This window comes from Thalassotalea hakodatensis (genome assembly GCF_030295995.1).
Taxonomy (GTDB): Bacteria; Pseudomonadota; Gammaproteobacteria; order Enterobacterales; family Alteromonadaceae; genus Thalassotalea_C; species Thalassotalea_C hakodatensis.
The window spans coordinates 2,796,726-2,813,883 of record NZ_AP027365.1; the positions used below are offsets into that span (position 1 = coordinate 2,796,726).

Genomic DNA, 17,158 nt, shown 5'->3' on the forward strand with positions numbered 1-17,158 from the left:
CAGAATGAATCCGAAAGACATCATCAACGAAATGAAAGTGTTACCGGTTATTGACGTGCAATTTGAAATTAACCGAAGAGTAAACTTTATTAAAAGCCAATTAATCAATTCAGGGTTAACGCATATAGTGTTGGGTATCAGTGGTGGTGTAGATTCTTCAACTTGTGGAAAATTAGCGCAACTTGCCGTAGATGAATTAAACACTGAAACGAACAAAAATTATCAATTTATTGCAGTGCGTTTACCCTATGAAACTCAAGCAGATGAAGACGAGGCACAATTAGCCCTCAACTTCATTCAACCTAGCCATTGTTTAACCGCAAATGTACAGCCAGGAGCTGAAGGTATTCACCATGAAATTACCACAGCACTTGACTCAGCAGGTATTCTTAAAACCAATGAACACGCTCTAGATTTTTCAAAAGGTAATGTTAAAGCCAGAACCCGTATGGTAATGCAATATCATATCGCTGGTATATTAGGTGGATTAGTTATCGGTACAGATCATTCTGCAGAAAATATCACTGGCTTTTTTACCAAATGGGGAGATGGGGCTTGCGATCTTGCTCCACTTTTTGGCTTATCTAAACGTCAAGTAAGAGCTCTTGCAGAAACATTAGGTGCGCCTGATGTGCTTATCCATAAAGCACCAACTGCAGATCTTGAGGAATTAAACCCAGGTAAGAAAGACGAAGATGCACTTGGCATTACATACGATCAACTAGACGATTTTTTAGAAAGTAAAACGGTTGCTCCTCACGTGAGTGAAAAGATTATTAATATTTATTTGAAAACTCAACACAAAAGAGCTGCTATACCTACAATATACGATAAATAATTGGCGTAAATTACTAGGTGCGCTATACCTTATTACGACTATTCACACTACAAGGATGTAGAAATGAACGTTCGTATCCAAGGATTTTCTTTAATTGAGCTATTAATAACAATCGCAATGTTGTGCGTGATCATCACAATAGCCGTACCAAGTTTCACTGAATTTATTATTCGTAACCGTGTTGATAATGAAATTTATCGTCTATCTAAATTACTACAAGTTGCACGTAACTATGCAATACATTATGGTACTCCCGTAACGGTTTGCCCTCTTAACAATGGCCGTTGTGATCATTCATGGTCAGAATCTTTAAGTGTTTTTACCGATAATAATAACAATAAAACCTTCGAACCGTCCTTAAACGAACAATTGCTTGCCAGTAAACCCGAAGTTATAACTGGTGATAAAATCAAGTATGCTCAAGGTAGAAATGGCGTAACTTATGGCCCTACGGGGCATTTAACAGGTTGGGGGCAAAACGGCACATTTAAGTATTGTCCCGAAAAGCATTTTGATAAAGCCCGAGGTATCATTGTGGCAACATCTGGACGCATATACCAAACCTTTCAATCATCGCTTGGTAAAGAACAAACTCGTTCATATCGATACCTTCAATGTAATTAATAAAATAAAAGATTTTTATTAATTGGTTATTTAATAAACTAGCTGAATATCCAATTCAATGGTATAAATGAAGTAATGTGGCTTGAAGGAAAACGCAGTATGAAGCAACTAACTAAACGCGTGATGTCGAACAAATATAATGCCGGCTTTACCATGATAGAGTTATTAGTCACAGTAACTATACTTGGTATTGCGTCAATCATTGCGATACCGGCGTTAAATCAGTTTATCATTAAAAATAAAACTGACAATGAAGCAATTTCTTTACAACGCTTTGTTCTAACAGCTCGCAATGCTGCTATCAATTCAGGTCAGCAAGTGACCATTTGCCCGTTAAATGCCGGCACTTGCACAAATGATTGGAGTAAAGATATCAGTATGTTTATTAATACCACAGATCCAAGTAAGTACGATGCTGCAGCGGAAACAATGGTTAAAGTAAAAGATCAAATATCATCAGATGATAAGTTGCTTTTTAATGATGGTGCTACCCTTATCTATTCCCCTACAGGTCGTTTAGTAAATGGCAGGAATATTTCCTTAATTTACTGCCCTAAAGATCATCACAGTATGGCCAGAGGGGTCACTATCTCACTCTCAGGACGAGCATATATTACACAAGATACTGATAATGATAATAAAGATGAAGATAGGGCCGGAAATGAGTTAAATTGTTAATTCATGTATTTAAGATGCTTAATAAAGCTAAGCAAAAACGCTTTTTGCTCAGCTTTTAGCACTACAGCGTTATTTAATCTGAGATTTTTCCAAATGTCGCGCTCTCCCAGCTTTAAAAGCATCATCATTAGGTAAACATTCAAACACTTTATGCACTGTACTAAATCCTCGGTGCCCTGATACGCGAATATTTCTACCTGATAGCCGATCAGCAAGTGATGATAACTGTTCCTCTTTAATCGTCACTTTATGAATGGTACGTTGACCACCTAATACTTCAACGTAACATTTAGCCAACATTTTATCACTAACTAAGTGACTACCTTCTTGCGCTAATGCACTCGTTGAAACAATAAATGCGGTATAAAACCATAGCGTTTTTTTCATTTTGTCTCTCCTCGCATGCTATTTTTCCCAGCAACCTGAAGTAGGAGTTTTAACCCCAACCTCATTTATGGTCATTATTTTACACGCAGTATCATTTACTTGAGTTGACTTCGCTGTTGCCGTTAAAATGAAAGTGTCGCCAGCAACCGTTGCGTCAATGCTATAATTTCCATTTTCTGTGATAAATGGATCAGCACTCATTCCTAAATCTGTCATGTCAGCAGTATAGGCTCTTGTATCAACATAGACCTGCTCTTGAAGGTTTGCCAGTCTCAGCAACTCTCTTTGCCCCTCACTTCGATTACCTTGCAACACAAAGCTATTGTATGACGGATAAGCAACTGCAGCTAAAATACCAATAATAGCGACCACTAAAAGCAGCTCAATGATAGTAAAGCCCTGTTTTTGCTTAACATATTTCCTCATTATTGTGCCTCTTCTATGTACAAGTTAGTACGCATGGTTTTTAAGGTAAAACCTACTGGGATAATGCGCCTGCCTACAATAATATTTCCTGTAGCATCATCAACGGTATTCGGATCACCATCATCTTCTGGTACGACAATTAAAGTAGGAGAACCTAAAAACTGTTCGCTAATATACACCTTACGTTTATCACCATCAGTTATACCATTTGGGTTTTCTGCATCTGTCCATTGATACACATGTGTGCCAAACGCTAAATCAACCGCATAAAGCCACCCTTGTCCACCTGGTATCTTACACACCCCAGTGCTGCTGGCAGCGGAAGGCGGAATATAGGACGTTAAATAAGCCACGCCATTAATAACACTCGCAGATGAAGTACTTTTTTCACCAGAAGTACTATCAAAGTTTAAAAACCAACCTGATTTTTTACTAACGGCAACTTTTAGCGCTTCCTTTTGTTGTGTTGTCATCGTTTGATCAAACGGATTATTGGTATAGTCATACAAATCTGTTAATAAAATTGGAGAAGGTATTGCTGGTGAAGATGATGAAGTAAATGATTGCGAGCGAATATATTCATCTTTAATCATGAAGAAAATATCTTGAGTGTCTGCACCTAACGGATTAGAACGATCTCCCGAGCCAATCAATACCGCGTCATACGGCTTTTCTTGACGAGATACTACCGTTGATTGAACTCCATTTGCATCAGTATGCTGTGTTTCTATTGTCTCTGAAATAAAGGTACGCGCAATCGATGGTTCATTAAAAAAGCGTCTATCAATCGCATTATCTACACCGTTTCCTCCAAGTGACGCCAGTTTAAAGAATGTCCAAGGCTCAGTTGTATCTTGAGGGTTCTTACTTGGCATATCAACCCGCCACACGTCCCCACCAGTATCACCAAAATATAGTCTATCTGCCAAACCATTACCGTCACTATCTAATGTAGCAATAGAAGAGGGAATACTGTGATTACCAGTGAAGGTAGTCGTACCACCGTTTGGTGCAAGACTCCATTTTAAACTGCCAGTCTTGGCATCAACCATATAAACTGCTCGGCCTACACCATCGGCAAGTCCGGCGCCTTTAGCATCCTTAGCCGTATCATAACCACCACCAAAGATAACGACTGGAGAAGCAACAGCAGTAGCGCCAGAACCAGACGTGTTAATTTCAGAATGGGTTACTTTCGGTTGCGACCAAGATTGACCTAATTCAGAGAAGCCTGGAGTATTACTATCAATATGCCACATTAACTGAGGAGATGAAGGTGAAGTAATATCTAACGCGTAATATGAGGTTCCACCACGACGTAGCCCAAAAAATACCCATACTTTATCGTTACCGTTAACGATACCATCTCCGTTAGCATCTTTAATATAAGGCGTTAAATTGCCATCAATACCGTAAACTTTATCTCCGCCAGCAAAGTTATCACGAAGTGCTTTAATATTGTCAAAAAATTCATGAGGCATAAATGCCCAAGACTCTGAGACCACATCAGAAGAAGTATTATCTTCAAACATATGTAATACACCAGCATTTGTACCAATTAAAATACGAATACTATTACCATAATTAATCACCAAGGGCTTCGAATGTAAAGGGTCTGCGAATACATCGTATCGCATATCATCTTTTAACGAGTCTTTATCTTCGTCATCAACATCAAGACCTTTATGCCAATCAAGGTAAGAATCTATATCAGATTCTGCTACCCCTAACTCAGTCGCTAGCGTTGCGGCACTGCCATAGAAGTTTTCAATATTTGAACGATTAAATGCGGTTAAACTACTTCCTGTACCAACATTACTATACAAGGTTCTGGCATTAACATTCCTAAGCATTTCAGCAACACCGCCCTCAGCTACTTTAACACCATCTTTAGCCCCTGATGGTGACCAAAAGCTGGTGACTGTGTCAGAGAAATGCCCTGTTGAATCATTTAATGCTAACACTCCCCCTTGTCCAACTTGCTTCCCATTCAACACTTTATATTTTTTAACATTGCCCTGCCATCTTGGCGCATTCTGTGGTTCAAACATTGCGTAATACACGGCATTGAGTGTTTCTGTGCGATCAAAGTTATTCGCCGCAACAGACGCTGATGTCAAACTCTCATTACTAGGCTCTAATTGTTCAAAAATAGACGTTAATGCGCTCGTTAATTGGGTGTGGTTATCGGCATAAAAGTATTCTCCACCACCTTGTCTTGCTGTCTCTTTGAGAAGCAATTCGGCACTGTTGGCACCGTCAGAAAAACCAATGGTGAATGTTGTTGCTTTTTGTATACCATCTAAGTTCAAATTAATATCTTGGTTTTGCATCCAACCGGCTAAGGAAGCTAAATAGCTCCCAGCATAAGAGCTACCGCTAAAACTTACAGTATTTCCGTCTGCGTCTTTCGAGGTAAAAGCTTTTATTTTGCTGTCTGCGCCAGTATCATAAGTAGGTTCACCGTCGGTAATTAAAATAACATAGACATTACTGTTACACTTTTTCATCGGTGTTTGATATTTACCGCTACTGACGACACTGCTATCCATAGGTGGCTTATTTTTAGTGTAGCCTCGTCTATTTTCATCAGCATCGCCGAAATCTACATTTTTTCCTGAAAAATATAATGATGCTTCATATAAACTTTCGCAAAGTGGTGTCCAAGTTTGAGGAGAAAGCTGATTTTCAATGATATCCAGTAAAGCCGTTTTATTTGCCGCCGTTGACTCTTTAATGCCAAATACAACACGACCACCATTAGGATCGCTTGATCGGTTACCGTCATTATAGTTAAAAATTTCTAAACCAAAATCTACAGACGGCGCTGATCTAATAACGCTACTGATACTATTAACCGCTTGATCTAAACGTGACATCAATGTTTGATTCTGTGAGGCATTGTGATGCCAGCGTAAAAAATTATCTGTGTAAAGGGTAACAAGTTGTCCGTTCCAATCAATATTAGAATCAGCAACATCGCCAGTATGATAAATGGGGTTTCGTCTGGTACCTTGACTATCTACAGGATAACCTTGTGGCAGTGATGCAATATTAACGGGGTTTTGAGCAGTTACATCATCTTCACAATCAATTACCTCAATATTTGCACCATTATTTTCTGGGATCTCTTCCCAAGTACCGTTATTCCCTTTCGTATCATATTCACGAATTCTACCGGTATAAAAACCATTTGATGCCAATATATCAGCAGCCGTTTTACAACTGTTAATCGAATCTAAAAAACGTCTTGATTCACTAGGACTATCAGGAACAGGCGTTGAAGTGCCATCAACACCATCTTTTGAAAAATAAATAAACTTACTAGATAAAGAATTATTACCACCAACCGCAGGATACGTTACTGATGGATCATACGGAGCAGTAACGGTATCTTCCGTTCTCATACTGCCTGAATTATCAAGAATGATAAGAACTTGTGGCCTACTTGATAAAGCCTTCACCGTATCACTTATATATAATTCAATATCTTCACTCAATGATACACTTGAAATTACGCAAGCTATCATCAATAAGGCTAGTTTTTTCATAATTTTCCCCATAAGGTCATCTATCTAAGTAACTGTTGCGACACACCAGAATTGACGCGTACAGTACTATTGTTCCCTCGACCATAATTTCGATTTACTTGAACATTTAACACATTACAAGTAAACACCTGAACCGAAGAAGCAGATCTAGAGTGGGGGCAATCTGCTTCCAGTTTAAATTCATTATTGGTAATATCAACACTCGCTGTTGCTGCTGTTTTCGTATTGGGTAACAACTCTCCTTGATTATTATTTGGGAAGTTATTATCAGCGATTGTACGAGCAAAAACGTTTGTATTTCCAGGTAGCAATTGATTATAGATCACTTCATCTATTGCACTAACACCGGCTTGCGTTGCTACCATTTTTTCTTCACTAGCACCCGACATTTTCACATCTGAAGTAGTATTTTGCATTAATGCAGCAACAACCGCAGTAAGTGAAATTAAAAAAACCAATGAAACAATTAACACAACACCTTGTTGCTTTGATCGTATTGATTTCGGCGCTCTAGCAATTACCTTGGCCATGAATCTACCCTCGCATTAAATAATGTTACCGTCGAGGTAAACAATAAACGTCTAAAGTTATCATTGGGAGTTATCTGAATGTCACCCAAGGTATACGTATTATCATTAGTATAATCATTATCAGGGGAAATACTTCTCGCTAGTACATAAATTTTAACGGCAATAATGCTGTTATTTCCTGACCTATCCCAATCATTTTGATTCATATTTCCAGCAGATAAGAAGTTATTCACAATACCGTCATTATCGGTGTCTAATCCATACATAAAACGAATATATTCAATACCATCAATAATTGGAGCAAAAGACATAGTTGTTGTTAAACGGCCCTGCATCAGCACTGGCACGTCATAGCCACCCTGAGCTTGCTCAGTTACATAATAAACATGATGTTGATATTGCCAAATCTTAGCATTATCAATAGTAGGAATTGCTGCATTACCTAAAAATATTTCACCATCGTTGATATTGGTAATAAGATAATAATTGTTAGGACTCACTTGAGCAGGTAACACTTCGTCGGAAATGGTGCGTTTTAATTGTAAGATATCAGAACCAATAAATGCTGGCGCACTCGCAGCAAAGCAACCAAGAGGGTCGGCAGTTGCAGCGGTTTGGCCCCATAAAGTTCTAAAATGACCAGCTGCCGCAGGAAACGTACCATTATTCACACCTTCCCCAACACATTCATTCGCTGGTGCACCTGGCGCTTGACCATTCAGAGCCGAGATATTTAGCGTACCTGTATAATCTCCCCAAAAGTCTTGTCTGAGTAGATCTTCTGTTAATAAACTTATCGCAAAACGGCCATTCTCTTGAAGCTCACCGTAGCTTGATGTTTCTTCCGAGGTAACCCTCATACCAACAAAAATGGAAAGTACACCTGCAAGCAGCAAAAGCCCAATGGCCATAGAAACAAGTAATTCAACAATGGTGTACCCATGATGATTTTTATTGTTGATGCCGATTGCTTGCGTAAGTTTTATCATCAGTTTATGAATGCCTCAACAACAACTTGACGTCGTTTATCACTAGCAGCACCACAGTTGTTTACCTTTTGACCATCAACCGTAGACACTCGTCCTTGCCAGCTCACAACAACTTGCACCGCATTAGCATTATGACTAACGCAACCACGCGCACCTATTAGGCCGCCACGGCGATCGCCGCCAGACATTACATCGGCTCCCATTAGCGCTAATTCCCATTCATAAATATCATTCGTTGCCATCTGCGCAGCAGTACAAGGTGCTCCTTGGATATTGCAGCGGTTCGCAGGTACAGCATTCAATGCAACGCCATAATCGTTACTCTCATAGGTTGCTAATGCAGTAGGATCATTACTGCGCATACGCTCTAACATATCTTGAGCAAGTGATGAAGCTAACGAACGCTGCATTGCATCAAAACTACTTTTCTTTACCGTCGCTTGCATGGCAACTGCGCCTAGCAGTCCAACGAGCAGTAAAAATAACGCTATAAGCACTTCAATAAATGTCATACCTTGATGGCGACTCGTTTGACGAATGTTACGCATCGGCACGTCCTCTCAACAAGCAAAAAGGAAACAGGTATGAAAATAAAAGGCGAGTAGAAACAGCAAAATAACCGTCATTATTTTGCAAAACATATGTGGGGGAATATGTGTTAAACATCACAAACGTGAACCGCATTAACCCATACCTTACTTCTTAACAGCAAAAAACTATCCTTAATTATCATTAAGCGTAGCTACTTGCTTTACTATTATCTAATAGAAAAGTGAGCAGCCGACAATCTAGTTCAACCGCTCAACTTTTAGCCTGTTTAAAGACTAGCGCAATTCCACAGGAACCGCAAATACAGTATTTTCTTCACGGCCTGGAAATTCGATAACTTCTTTCCCACCATGACTTTTTAATTTATCAATAACTTGTTTTACCAATACTTCAGGCGCTGAAGCCCCTGCAGTAACACCGATCGCTTTTACATTATCCAACCAAGCAGTTTCAATGTTTTCAGCAGCATCAATTAGAAAAGATCGCGTACCAATTTTCTCGGCAAGCTCTCTTAGACGGTTTGAGTTAGAGCTATTTTTAGCACCAACGACTAATAGAAGATCTACTTCACTAGCAATGGCTCTCACAGCATCTTGACGATTTTGAGTAGCATAACAAATATCGTCTTTGCGTGGCCCTTCTATTTCAGGAAATTTTGCCCTTAACGCGTCTATTACATCACTGGTATCATCGACTGAAAGTGTGGTTTGGCTGCAATAATAAAGTTGCTTAGGGTTATTTACCGTTAACGTTGCTACATCTGCGGCAGATTCAACCAAATATATACCACCCTCTGCACTTTCATATTGCCCCATCGTACCTTCTACTTCTGGGTGACCAGCATGACCGATAAGCACGCATTCAACACCTTTACGGCTAGCTCGTGAAACTTCCATATGAACTTTAGTTACCAGCGGGCAAGTTGCATCAAATACTTTTAAACCACGATTTTTCGCTTCTTCGCGAACCGCTTTTGAAACGCCATGAGCACTAAAAATAACCGTCGCGTCATCGGGTACCTCGTGCAGTTCATCGACGAATCTAGCACCTCGTTTTTTTAAGCCATTGACGACAAATTTATTATGAACAACTTCGTGTCTTACATAAATAGGGGCGTCGAATAAATCTAGCGCACGATCAACAATACTAATAGCACGATCTACACCTGCACAAAAACCACGTGGATTAGCTAATACAATTTCCATTAAGCATCTCCTGATAAAATATCGACAACATCAATCACAAAAGTAACCGCTTGTCCTGCAAGCGGGTGATTAAAATCAACGGTAACTGAACTACCCGACACATCTGTGATCATACCTGGTAACTCAATGCCACCAGGCTGCGTAAAGGTAACAATATTCCCCACCTGAGCAGGTGCATCTGATGAAAACTTATTAATATCAACATAGTGAATATTATCAGGGTTAGTTTCGCCAAAACTATCAACCGCCTGTAAGGTAAATTCTTTTGACTCACCTTTTTGCAAACCTAAAAGCTGGGCCTCAAATGCTGGTGAAATGCTTTCATCACCCATAATTATTTTAGCCGGTTTGTTATGTACTTTTGTACTATCAGCCGCTGAGCCGTCAGCAAGTTTCATGGTGATATGTACAATAACATGAGAATCAGATTTTATCATTTCTGTCATTTTTAAGCCTTTGCTGAATGTTTACGTTGTTTTTCCTGCGAGAATGAATCCCAAATCATCAATGCTGCACCAATAAAAATCACCGAATCAGCAATATTAAACGTAGGCCAACGATATCCTTGTAAGTGGAAATCTAAGAAATCAATAACATAGCCAAATAAAGCCCTGTCAATTAAATTTCCCAATGCACCACTTAGCATCAATGCTAGCGCTATAGCAAGTTTCTGTTGCTGTTTAGGCACCCTTAATAACCAAACAAAAAATATCACACTGGCTATAACAGCAATAGCAGTAAAAAACCAACGCTGCCACCCACCTTGGTCAGCTAAAAAACTAAATGCAGCTCCAGTGTTTTGCGCGTAAGTAATATTAAAAAAGGGTAGTACTTCTATCGACTGATACAAGCCCATCGTATTCGCAACCCAATACTTGGTAATTTGATCGGCAACCAAAAAGATTAATGTTAACCATAACCATTTTACATTTGAATGTTGGCTAATTTTATTCATGAAAACTTCTCATTCAGATAAACAAAATGCTCAGTCACCTAAGCTAACTGAGCATTTAATCAATACAACCAATTCGCTCATTAAGCAAATTGACGTGTTTCACCTTCACCATTTACGTTAGTAATACAGCGACCACATAAATCATCGTAGGCATCATCAGAACCAACATCATCAGTGTAATGCCAGCAACGCTCACACTTGGTTCCAGAACTGCTTGCAATACTTATCCACAGCCCTTCAATTTCTGTACTTTGTGCATTACTCGGCTTTTCTGTGACTTCTTCAACCGAAGCACCTGATGTGATCAATACAAACCTAAGCTCATCTTTTAACGTTTGTAATTGTTTCGCAAGTTGTGGATTTGCATATAGCGTTACACTTGCTTCTAAACCTTTACCGATCGTTTTCTCTTTACGAGCGACTTCAATGGCTTTATTTACTTCACCACGAACTTGTAAAATAGTACGCCAAAAGTTGTCATTAAAGGCACTAGCGTCATCAACATTAGCTAAATCATCAAACCAAACATCAGTAAAAACAAACTCACCTCTTTCTCCTGATGCTGGCGCAGGTAGTGCTTGCCAAATTTCTTGTGCTGTAAAAGATAAAATAGGTGCCATCCAACGTGTCATGGCTTCAGCAATAATATACATTGCTGTTTGGCATGAACGACGAGCCACACTGTCAGCTTTTGCCGTATATTGGCGATCTTTAATAATATCTAAGTAAAAACCACCTAACTCTGTTGTACAAAAATTCATTAATTTATGTACAACGTTATGGAACTCATAATTATCGTAAGCTGCTACAATTTCAGTTTGCAGTTCAGCTGCTTTCGCTAATACCCATCTATCAAGTTCTACCATTTCACTTGGTGAAACAGAGTGCTTAGCAGGTTCAAAGCCATTAATATTCGCTAATAGAAAACGTGAAGTGTTGCGAATACGTCGATAAGCATCTGCTTGACGATTAAAAATCTCTTGAGAGACTGTGATTTCTTGGGTGTAGTTAACAGATGCTACCCATAAACGTAGGATATCTGCGCCAAGTTTATTGGTAATTTCAGACGGCGTAATCACATTACCAAGTGACTTAGACATTTTTCTACCATTTACATCAACAGTAAAGCCATGTGTTAATACTTGCGAATATGGCGCTTTGCCATGCATAGCAACACTAGACATCATAGAAGACATAAACCAACCACGGTGTTGATCTGAGCCCTCTAAGTATAGGTCTGCAGCTTTCGTAAACTCTTCTCGAGCATCAACTACAGTATAATGAGTAACCCCAGAGTCAAACCAAACGTCCAAGGTATCTGGTACTTTAACGTATTCTTGTGCATCGTCACCAATCAGTTCTTTAGCCTCTAAATCGAACCATGCTTGAATTCCTTCTTTTTCAACGCGCTTTGCAACATCTTCAATAAGATCTATGCTGCGAGGGTGTAATGCGCCAGTGTCTTTATGAATAAACAAAGCAATAGGTACACCCCAAGTTCTTTGACGCGAAACACACCAATCAGGTCGACCTTCAACCATGCCTTTTATGCGTTCTTCGCCCCATTCTGGGATCCATTGTGTTTTCTTAATTTCTGCTAATGAATCTTGACGTAAACCTTTTTTATCCATGCTGATAAACCACTGTGGTGTTGCACGGAAGATAATAGGTGTTTTATGTCGCCAACAATGAGGATATGAATGTTCATAAGCATGATGATGCATCAATGCATCTTTTTCATTCAATAGATCAACAATACCAGCATTAGCTTTAAAGACATGTTGTCCAGCAACAATCGGCGTACCTTCAATGAAAACACCGTTAGCGCCAACTGGGTTATAAATTTCTAAATCATACTTTTTGCTAACATTGAAATCATCTACACCATGACCACCAGCAGTATGAACACAACCAGTACCAGAGTCAGTGGTAACATGGTCACCGCAAATAACAGGTACGGTAATATCATTAAACGGATGTTGAAGTTGAACATGTTCTAGCGCTTCGCCGTTACAGAAACCTAGCGCATGATATTTTTCAATGCCAAAACGATCAATACATTCGGTTACTAGCTCTGAAGCTAAAATTAAACGAAAACTGCGGCCTTCTTTTTCACATTGTACTAGCGAGTATTCAACGTCAGGGTGTACAGAGACCGCTCGGTTTGCCGGTAATGTCCATGGCGTAGTTGTCCAGATAACAACGGAAATATCACCTTCACCTACCTTGCCTTCTGGATGAGAGAACTTGTCAACAATTGTACTGTCAATCACATCAAATTTTACATCAATCGCAGGTGATTGCTTATCTTGGTATTCAACCTCAGCTTCAGCTAATGCTGAACCACAGTCTGTACACCAATGAACTGGTTTAAAACCTTGTTGTAAGTGACCATTTTCAGCAATTTTACCTAACGCTCGAATGATATTCGCTTCAGTGTCGAAGTTCATGGTTAAATACGGTTTATCCCAATCACCAAAAACACCTAAACGTTTAAAGTCTTCTCGCTGGCCGTCTACTTGTTTGGTTGCATATTCACGACACTTTTGACGAAACTCTGCCGCAGATACTTTATGGCCAGGTTTACCAATTTTTTTCTCTACCATTAACTCAATAGGTAAACCATGGCAATCCCAACCTGGTACGTATGGAGAGTCAAAGTCAGATAACGTTTTTGCTTTGATAATGATATCTTTAAGAATTTTATTAACAGCATGGCCTAAATGAATATTACCATTAGCGTATGGAGGGCCGTCATGCAAAATAAATGATTTTTTACCCTTCTTAGCTGCGCGAATTTTGCTATAAAGATCTTTATTTGCCCAATCCTTTAGCATTTGCGGTTCACGATTTGCCATATTGCCTTTCATGGGAAAGGTTGTAGCAGGCAAATTCAGGGTATGTTTGTAGTCACTCATTTATTGTTTATCCATTAATAATCAATTACTGCTAAAATATTATGTCGCCCCAAAAAAACATCGGGCTTGTTCACTATCTATCTGTATTTGGTCTTTTAGTTGTGCTAATGAAGAAAATCGCTGTTCTTTTCTCAAACTTTTCATCAAGACAACTTCTATTGATTGACCATAAATATCTTGTTCAAAATCAAAAATATGTACTTCAAGTTGTTGTCGAATTCCATTAACACTTGGCCTAGAACCAATATTGGCCACACCAGTAAATTCACTGTCATTGATACGCACTTTTACTGCATATACGCCAGACACAGGAGAAACTCGTCTTTTCAAATGCACATTAGCGGTTGGAAAGCCCAACGTTCTACCCCGTTTATCGCCATGAAATACTCGGCCGATAATTGAATATTCGCGACCTAGCATTCTCTCAGCTTCTGATAATGCATCGTGCTGAAGAGCTTCACGTATCGCAGTACTGCTTATTCGGCAATCTTCTAATTTAAAACTTGCTGTATCTGACACACCAAAGCCAAATTGTTTACCTGCTTTGCACAGCATTTCAAAATCACCCGTACGCCCTTTACCGAATCTAAAGTCATCACCAATAATTAAATGGTTAATGTTTAACTGCTCAACAAGTAAATGTTGAATAAAAGATTCTGCCGATATGTTGGCAAATTTGGCATTAAAATTCACACATAGCAAGCGTTTAACACCATGCTTTTTCAATAACGCATATTTGTCTCTTAACCGTGTTAATCTCGCAGGTGCATTCTCAGGCGAAAATAACTCTTGTGGTTGAGGTTCAAACACCATTACAACAGGCACAGCATTTAAAGTTTTGGCTTTTTCCACCAACGCTTTTATTACTCGTTGATGCCCAAGATGAACACCGTCAAAGTTTCCAATAGTTAACACACTGCCTTGTTCGTTTTCTTGGTTCGCTAACTGAATGTTATGGATCCCACGAATTAATCGCATTAAAAATGTTAACCTTTTATTGAAAGTATCTAAAACGAGTCTCGATTGACGCAATACTCGCCAACCAAATTAAAAAATCGACGAATTATAGCTTAGTCAACTTGAAGAATCAGCCCATTATTCATGATTTTTTTCTACTTGTTGCTGTACCGTAAAGTCAGCAAACCTTATACCGAATAGATACGCACACGCAAAATAGCAAATAATCCCAGAAAATATACATTTACAAAGCATGATGATTTTTGCTGCTAAAGACAAGGTTAACCAATAATCAAAGCTAGGCGATAATAGATAGACCACATAAGCCATCACTAACGACGCTAATATCAAGCGTAAGATGAAAATCTTCACTTGCTTAGACAATTGATAAACCTGTTGCGCTTTCAAACCTTGGTAAAGCCAGTAAGCATTTAATGTTGCAGATAATGTGGTTGCTATTGCTAATCCTACATAGCCAAAGAACGGCGCTAGCATAATATTAAACGCCATATTTGCCACCATCGCTTTAATCCCAATTTTCACAGGTGTTTTCGTGTCTTGTCTCGCGTAATACCCAGGCGCTAATATTTTAATAAACATAAAGCTAACTAACCCAGATAAATATGCATAGAGGGCAAAAGACACTTGATACACTTCAACTTGCGTGAATTCTCCACGCATAAACAAAATCATAATTATCGGCTGCGCAAGCACCATTAAACCAACCAACGCAGGCCAGCCTAATAAATTAATAATTTTGATCCCCCAATCTAAAGTATCGGAAAATTCTTGCACACTTTTTTTCGTATGCAAGCGAGCAAGACTAGGCAAAATAACAGTGGCTATTCCAATGCCAAATAGTCCTAATGGAAATTCTAATAAGCGATCAGCGTAGTATAAAAAGCTGACAGCTCCTGTTTCTAATAGACTGGCAATTTGGGTATCCAATAACAAATTAATTTGGGTAACAGATACCCCAAACAAAGCAGGCGCCATTAACTTTCTTATTTTAGTGACACCTTCGTGTGCCCATCCCCATTTAGGCATGGTTAACGCCCCTGCTTTATACAAAAATGGAATTTGAAAAATAAATTGAGCAAAACCGCCTAAAAATACACCCCATGCAAGCGCATACTCAGGGTTGGTAAAATAATCACGACCCAATGTTGCCATTGATATTATCGCAACGTTAAGCAGCACAGGAGTAAAAGATGAAGCGGCAAATTTCCCATAAGCATTTAAAATAGCGCCAGACAGTGCAGTAAAACTAACAAACCACAAATAAGGAAAAGTGATTTTTAATAAATCAGACGCTAAGTCAAATTTTTCGCTACTTGGATCTTGTACATGTTCAACATAAAAACCAGGTCCAAACAGCATGACAATGAAAGGTGAAGCAATCATGCCAATTAGGGTTACTAAGGTAACAATAACCCCTAACGTTCCAGATACTTTAGCGATAAGCTCACGTGTTTTCTGTGTATTATTATCAATGTCTTTGTGGTGGTATTCGCTAAGTACAGGTACAAATGATTGCGCAAAAGCCCCTTCAGCAAAGAGCCTTCTTAAAAAGTTAGGAATTTTATTTGCAAAGAAAAAAGCATCAGCCGTTGCGCCAGCTCCCATTATACTTGCAATAACAACGTCACGTACTAACCCTAATACTCTTGATATTAAGGTCATTGCACTCACAATAATGCCTGATTTTACTAACTTACGGCTCAACTACTTTCCTTGAACTAGCTGTCGATGGAACTCTTAGCTAACAATTATGCGTTGTTTACTACAATGAACACAAGGTCATATTAAGGCAAAACAAATATTTACTCGAAATACCTTACGATAAATCATAAAAAACGATTAAAAATGTAGGTTAACGCCTACTTAAAAAACCTAATATTCAAAAACAAATACTTATACACATTCGCTTTAAAAAGGGTAAATCATACCTTTAAATGGTCATACATTAACCGATCGCGTATAATCTTACGCATTAGACCGAAAAACATTTGACTTTGTGCTTAAAAAAAGGCATATTTCGACGCCTTAAATTTAGGCTATATTTGATATCATTTTTTAGGAGTTCACCTTGGCTAACTCAAAGCAAGCTAAGAAGCGCGCAGTACAATCTGAAAAGCGCCGTCAACACAATGCAAGTCGTCGTTCAATGATGCGCACTTTAGTAAAAAAAGTAATCGCTGCCATTGAAGCCGGTGACAAAGACACAGCAACAAAAGAATTTGCAGCTGTTTCACCAATTTTAGACCGTTACGCAAGTAAAGGTTTAATTCATAAGAACAAAGCTGCTCGTAACAAGAGTCGTTTAAATGCAAGAATTAAAGCACTTTAATTTGTTCTGTGGCATGATTTGAAAAACCGGCTAACGCCGGTTTTTTTTCGTCTTATTTTTACTAAATTCATTGATGATAACAATGACACTAATTCGTACAGCTAAATGCTCACTTAGTGAAAGTTTAAAGACATAGAGGCAAGGCATTAGTTGCCAATTGATAAAAATTTCTCTAGTCTCTTGAACATCTGTTTCAATAGG

At 38.8% G+C, this 17,158-nt stretch carries 16 protein-coding genes; 4 read left to right on the forward strand and 12 right to left on the reverse strand.

From position 1 onward, the window contains the following. Positions 1-4 precede the first annotated feature (4 nt). From nadE to QUE72_RS12355, 3 genes are all read left to right on the forward strand, one after another. Positions 5-838 (forward strand): ammonia-dependent NAD(+) synthetase, encoded by an 834-nt coding sequence (gene nadE, locus QUE72_RS12345; protein WP_286269296.1) that lies wholly within the window; start codon positions 5-7, stop codon positions 836-838. Positions 839-901: 63 nt separating this feature from the next. Then, on the forward strand, positions 902-1,462 hold the full coding sequence (locus QUE72_RS12350) for a GspH/FimT family pseudopilin (protein WP_083602036.1): 561 nt from the start codon (positions 902-904) through the stop codon (positions 1,460-1,462). A 99-nt stretch (positions 1,463-1,561) separates the two neighbouring features. After that, a complete protein-coding gene (locus QUE72_RS12355) occupies positions 1,562-2,140 on the forward strand; it encodes a GspH/FimT family pseudopilin (RefSeq protein ID WP_286269298.1) in 579 nt (192 codons plus the stop codon). 69 nt (positions 2,141-2,209) lie between these two features. Here QUE72_RS12355 and QUE72_RS12360 read toward each other — a convergent pair whose 3' ends face one another. The 12 genes from QUE72_RS12360 to murJ all read right to left on the reverse strand — a co-directional run bounded on the left by QUE72_RS12360 (position 2,210) and on the right by murJ (position 16,332). Continuing rightward, positions 2,210-2,527: a TapY2 family type IVa secretion system protein gene (locus tag QUE72_RS12360; RefSeq protein WP_286269299.1), complete on the reverse strand. Its 318-nt coding sequence runs from the start codon at positions 2,525-2,527 to the stop codon at positions 2,210-2,212. Positions 2,528-2,545: 18 nt separating this feature from the next. Beyond that, complete coding sequence (locus QUE72_RS12365; protein WP_074499033.1) at positions 2,546-2,953, reverse strand: type IV pilin protein; 408 nt, start codon at positions 2,951-2,953, stop codon at positions 2,546-2,548. Next, positions 2,953-6,504, reverse strand: coding sequence for a pilus assembly protein (locus QUE72_RS12370; RefSeq protein ID WP_286269300.1), 3,552 nt, complete (start codon positions 6,502-6,504; stop codon positions 2,953-2,955). The genes QUE72_RS12365 and QUE72_RS12370 overlap by 1 nt, the downstream gene beginning before the upstream one ends. Positions 6,505-6,524: 20 nt before the next feature. Continuing rightward, complete coding sequence (locus tag QUE72_RS12375) at positions 6,525-7,034, reverse strand: pilus assembly PilX family protein (protein WP_074499035.1); 510 nt, start codon at positions 7,032-7,034, stop codon at positions 6,525-6,527. Further along, positions 7,022-8,023, reverse strand: a complete 1,002-nt coding sequence (locus tag QUE72_RS12380) for a PilW family protein (RefSeq protein ID WP_286269301.1) — start codon at positions 8,021-8,023, stop codon at positions 7,022-7,024. The genes QUE72_RS12375 and QUE72_RS12380 overlap by 13 nt, the downstream gene beginning before the upstream one ends. After that, positions 8,023-8,571, reverse strand: coding sequence for a type IV pilus modification protein PilV (gene pilV / locus QUE72_RS12385; RefSeq protein ID WP_074499037.1), 549 nt, complete (start codon positions 8,569-8,571; stop codon positions 8,023-8,025). Before pilV ends, QUE72_RS12380 begins: the two co-directional genes overlap by 1 nt. A gap of 276 nt (positions 8,572-8,847) precedes the next feature. Continuing rightward, complete coding sequence (gene ispH, locus QUE72_RS12390; protein WP_286269303.1) at positions 8,848-9,777, reverse strand: 4-hydroxy-3-methylbut-2-enyl diphosphate reductase; 930 nt, start codon at positions 9,775-9,777, stop codon at positions 8,848-8,850. After that, complete coding sequence (fkpB, locus tag QUE72_RS12395; RefSeq protein WP_074499039.1) at positions 9,777-10,223, reverse strand: FKBP-type peptidyl-prolyl cis-trans isomerase; 447 nt, start codon at positions 10,221-10,223, stop codon at positions 9,777-9,779. Before fkpB ends, ispH begins: the two co-directional genes overlap by 1 nt. A gap of 2 nt (positions 10,224-10,225) precedes the next feature. After that, positions 10,226-10,732, reverse strand: a complete 507-nt coding sequence (gene lspA, locus QUE72_RS12400) for a signal peptidase II (RefSeq protein ID WP_074499040.1) — start codon at positions 10,730-10,732, stop codon at positions 10,226-10,228. Between the two features lie 80 nt (positions 10,733-10,812). Further along, on the reverse strand, positions 10,813-13,650 hold the full coding sequence (gene ileS, locus QUE72_RS12405; protein ID WP_286269305.1) for an isoleucine--tRNA ligase: 2,838 nt from the start codon (positions 13,648-13,650) through the stop codon (positions 10,813-10,815). Positions 13,651-13,689: 39 nt separating this feature from the next. Then, complete coding sequence (gene ribF / locus QUE72_RS12410) at positions 13,690-14,628, reverse strand: bifunctional riboflavin kinase/FAD synthetase (protein ID WP_074499042.1); 939 nt, start codon at positions 14,626-14,628, stop codon at positions 13,690-13,692. 117 nt (positions 14,629-14,745) lie between these two features. Continuing rightward, a complete protein-coding gene (gene murJ, locus QUE72_RS12415) occupies positions 14,746-16,332 on the reverse strand; it encodes a murein biosynthesis integral membrane protein MurJ (protein ID WP_286269307.1) in 1,587 nt (528 codons plus the stop codon). A 364-nt stretch (positions 16,333-16,696) separates the two neighbouring features. Between murJ and rpsT the strand changes: the two genes are divergently transcribed. Beyond that, positions 16,697-16,957, forward strand: a complete 261-nt coding sequence (rpsT, locus tag QUE72_RS12420) for a 30S ribosomal protein S20 (RefSeq protein WP_074499044.1) — start codon at positions 16,697-16,699, stop codon at positions 16,955-16,957. The last annotated feature ends 201 nt before the right edge of the window (positions 16,958-17,158 follow it).

Coding starts and splice junctions, on each gene's coding strand:
- nadE (WP_286269296.1), top strand. CDS start 5: ATGAATCCGAAAGACATCATCAACGAAATGAAAGTGTTACCGGTTATT.
- QUE72_RS12350 (WP_083602036.1), top strand. CDS start 902: ATGAACGTTCGTATCCAAGGATTTTCTTTAATTGAGCTATTAATAACA.
- QUE72_RS12355 (WP_286269298.1), top strand. CDS start 1,562: ATGAAGCAACTAACTAAACGCGTGATGTCGAACAAATATAATGCCGGC.
- QUE72_RS12360 (WP_286269299.1), bottom strand. CDS start 2,527: ATGAAAAAAACGCTATGGTTTTATACCGCATTTATTGTTTCAACGAGT.
- QUE72_RS12365 (WP_074499033.1), bottom strand. CDS start 2,953: ATGAGGAAATATGTTAAGCAAAAACAGGGCTTTACTATCATTGAGCTG.
- QUE72_RS12370 (WP_286269300.1), bottom strand. CDS start 6,504: ATGAAAAAACTAGCCTTATTGATGATAGCTTGCGTAATTTCAAGTGTA.
- QUE72_RS12375 (WP_074499035.1), bottom strand. CDS start 7,034: ATGGCCAAGGTAATTGCTAGAGCGCCGAAATCAATACGATCAAAGCAA.
- QUE72_RS12380 (WP_286269301.1), bottom strand. CDS start 8,023: ATGATAAAACTTACGCAAGCAATCGGCATCAACAATAAAAATCATCAT.
- pilV (WP_074499037.1), bottom strand. CDS start 8,571: ATGCGTAACATTCGTCAAACGAGTCGCCATCAAGGTATGACATTTATT.
- ispH (WP_286269303.1), bottom strand. CDS start 9,777: ATGGAAATTGTATTAGCTAATCCACGTGGTTTTTGTGCAGGTGTAGAT.
- fkpB (WP_074499039.1), bottom strand. CDS start 10,223: ATGACAGAAATGATAAAATCTGATTCTCATGTTATTGTACATATCACC.
- lspA (WP_074499040.1), bottom strand. CDS start 10,732: ATGAATAAAATTAGCCAACATTCAAATGTAAAATGGTTATGGTTAACA.
- ileS (WP_286269305.1), bottom strand. CDS start 13,650: ATGAGTGACTACAAACATACCCTGAATTTGCCTGCTACAACCTTTCCC.
- ribF (WP_074499042.1), bottom strand. CDS start 14,628: ATGCGATTAATTCGTGGGATCCATAACATTCAGTTAGCGAACCAAGAA.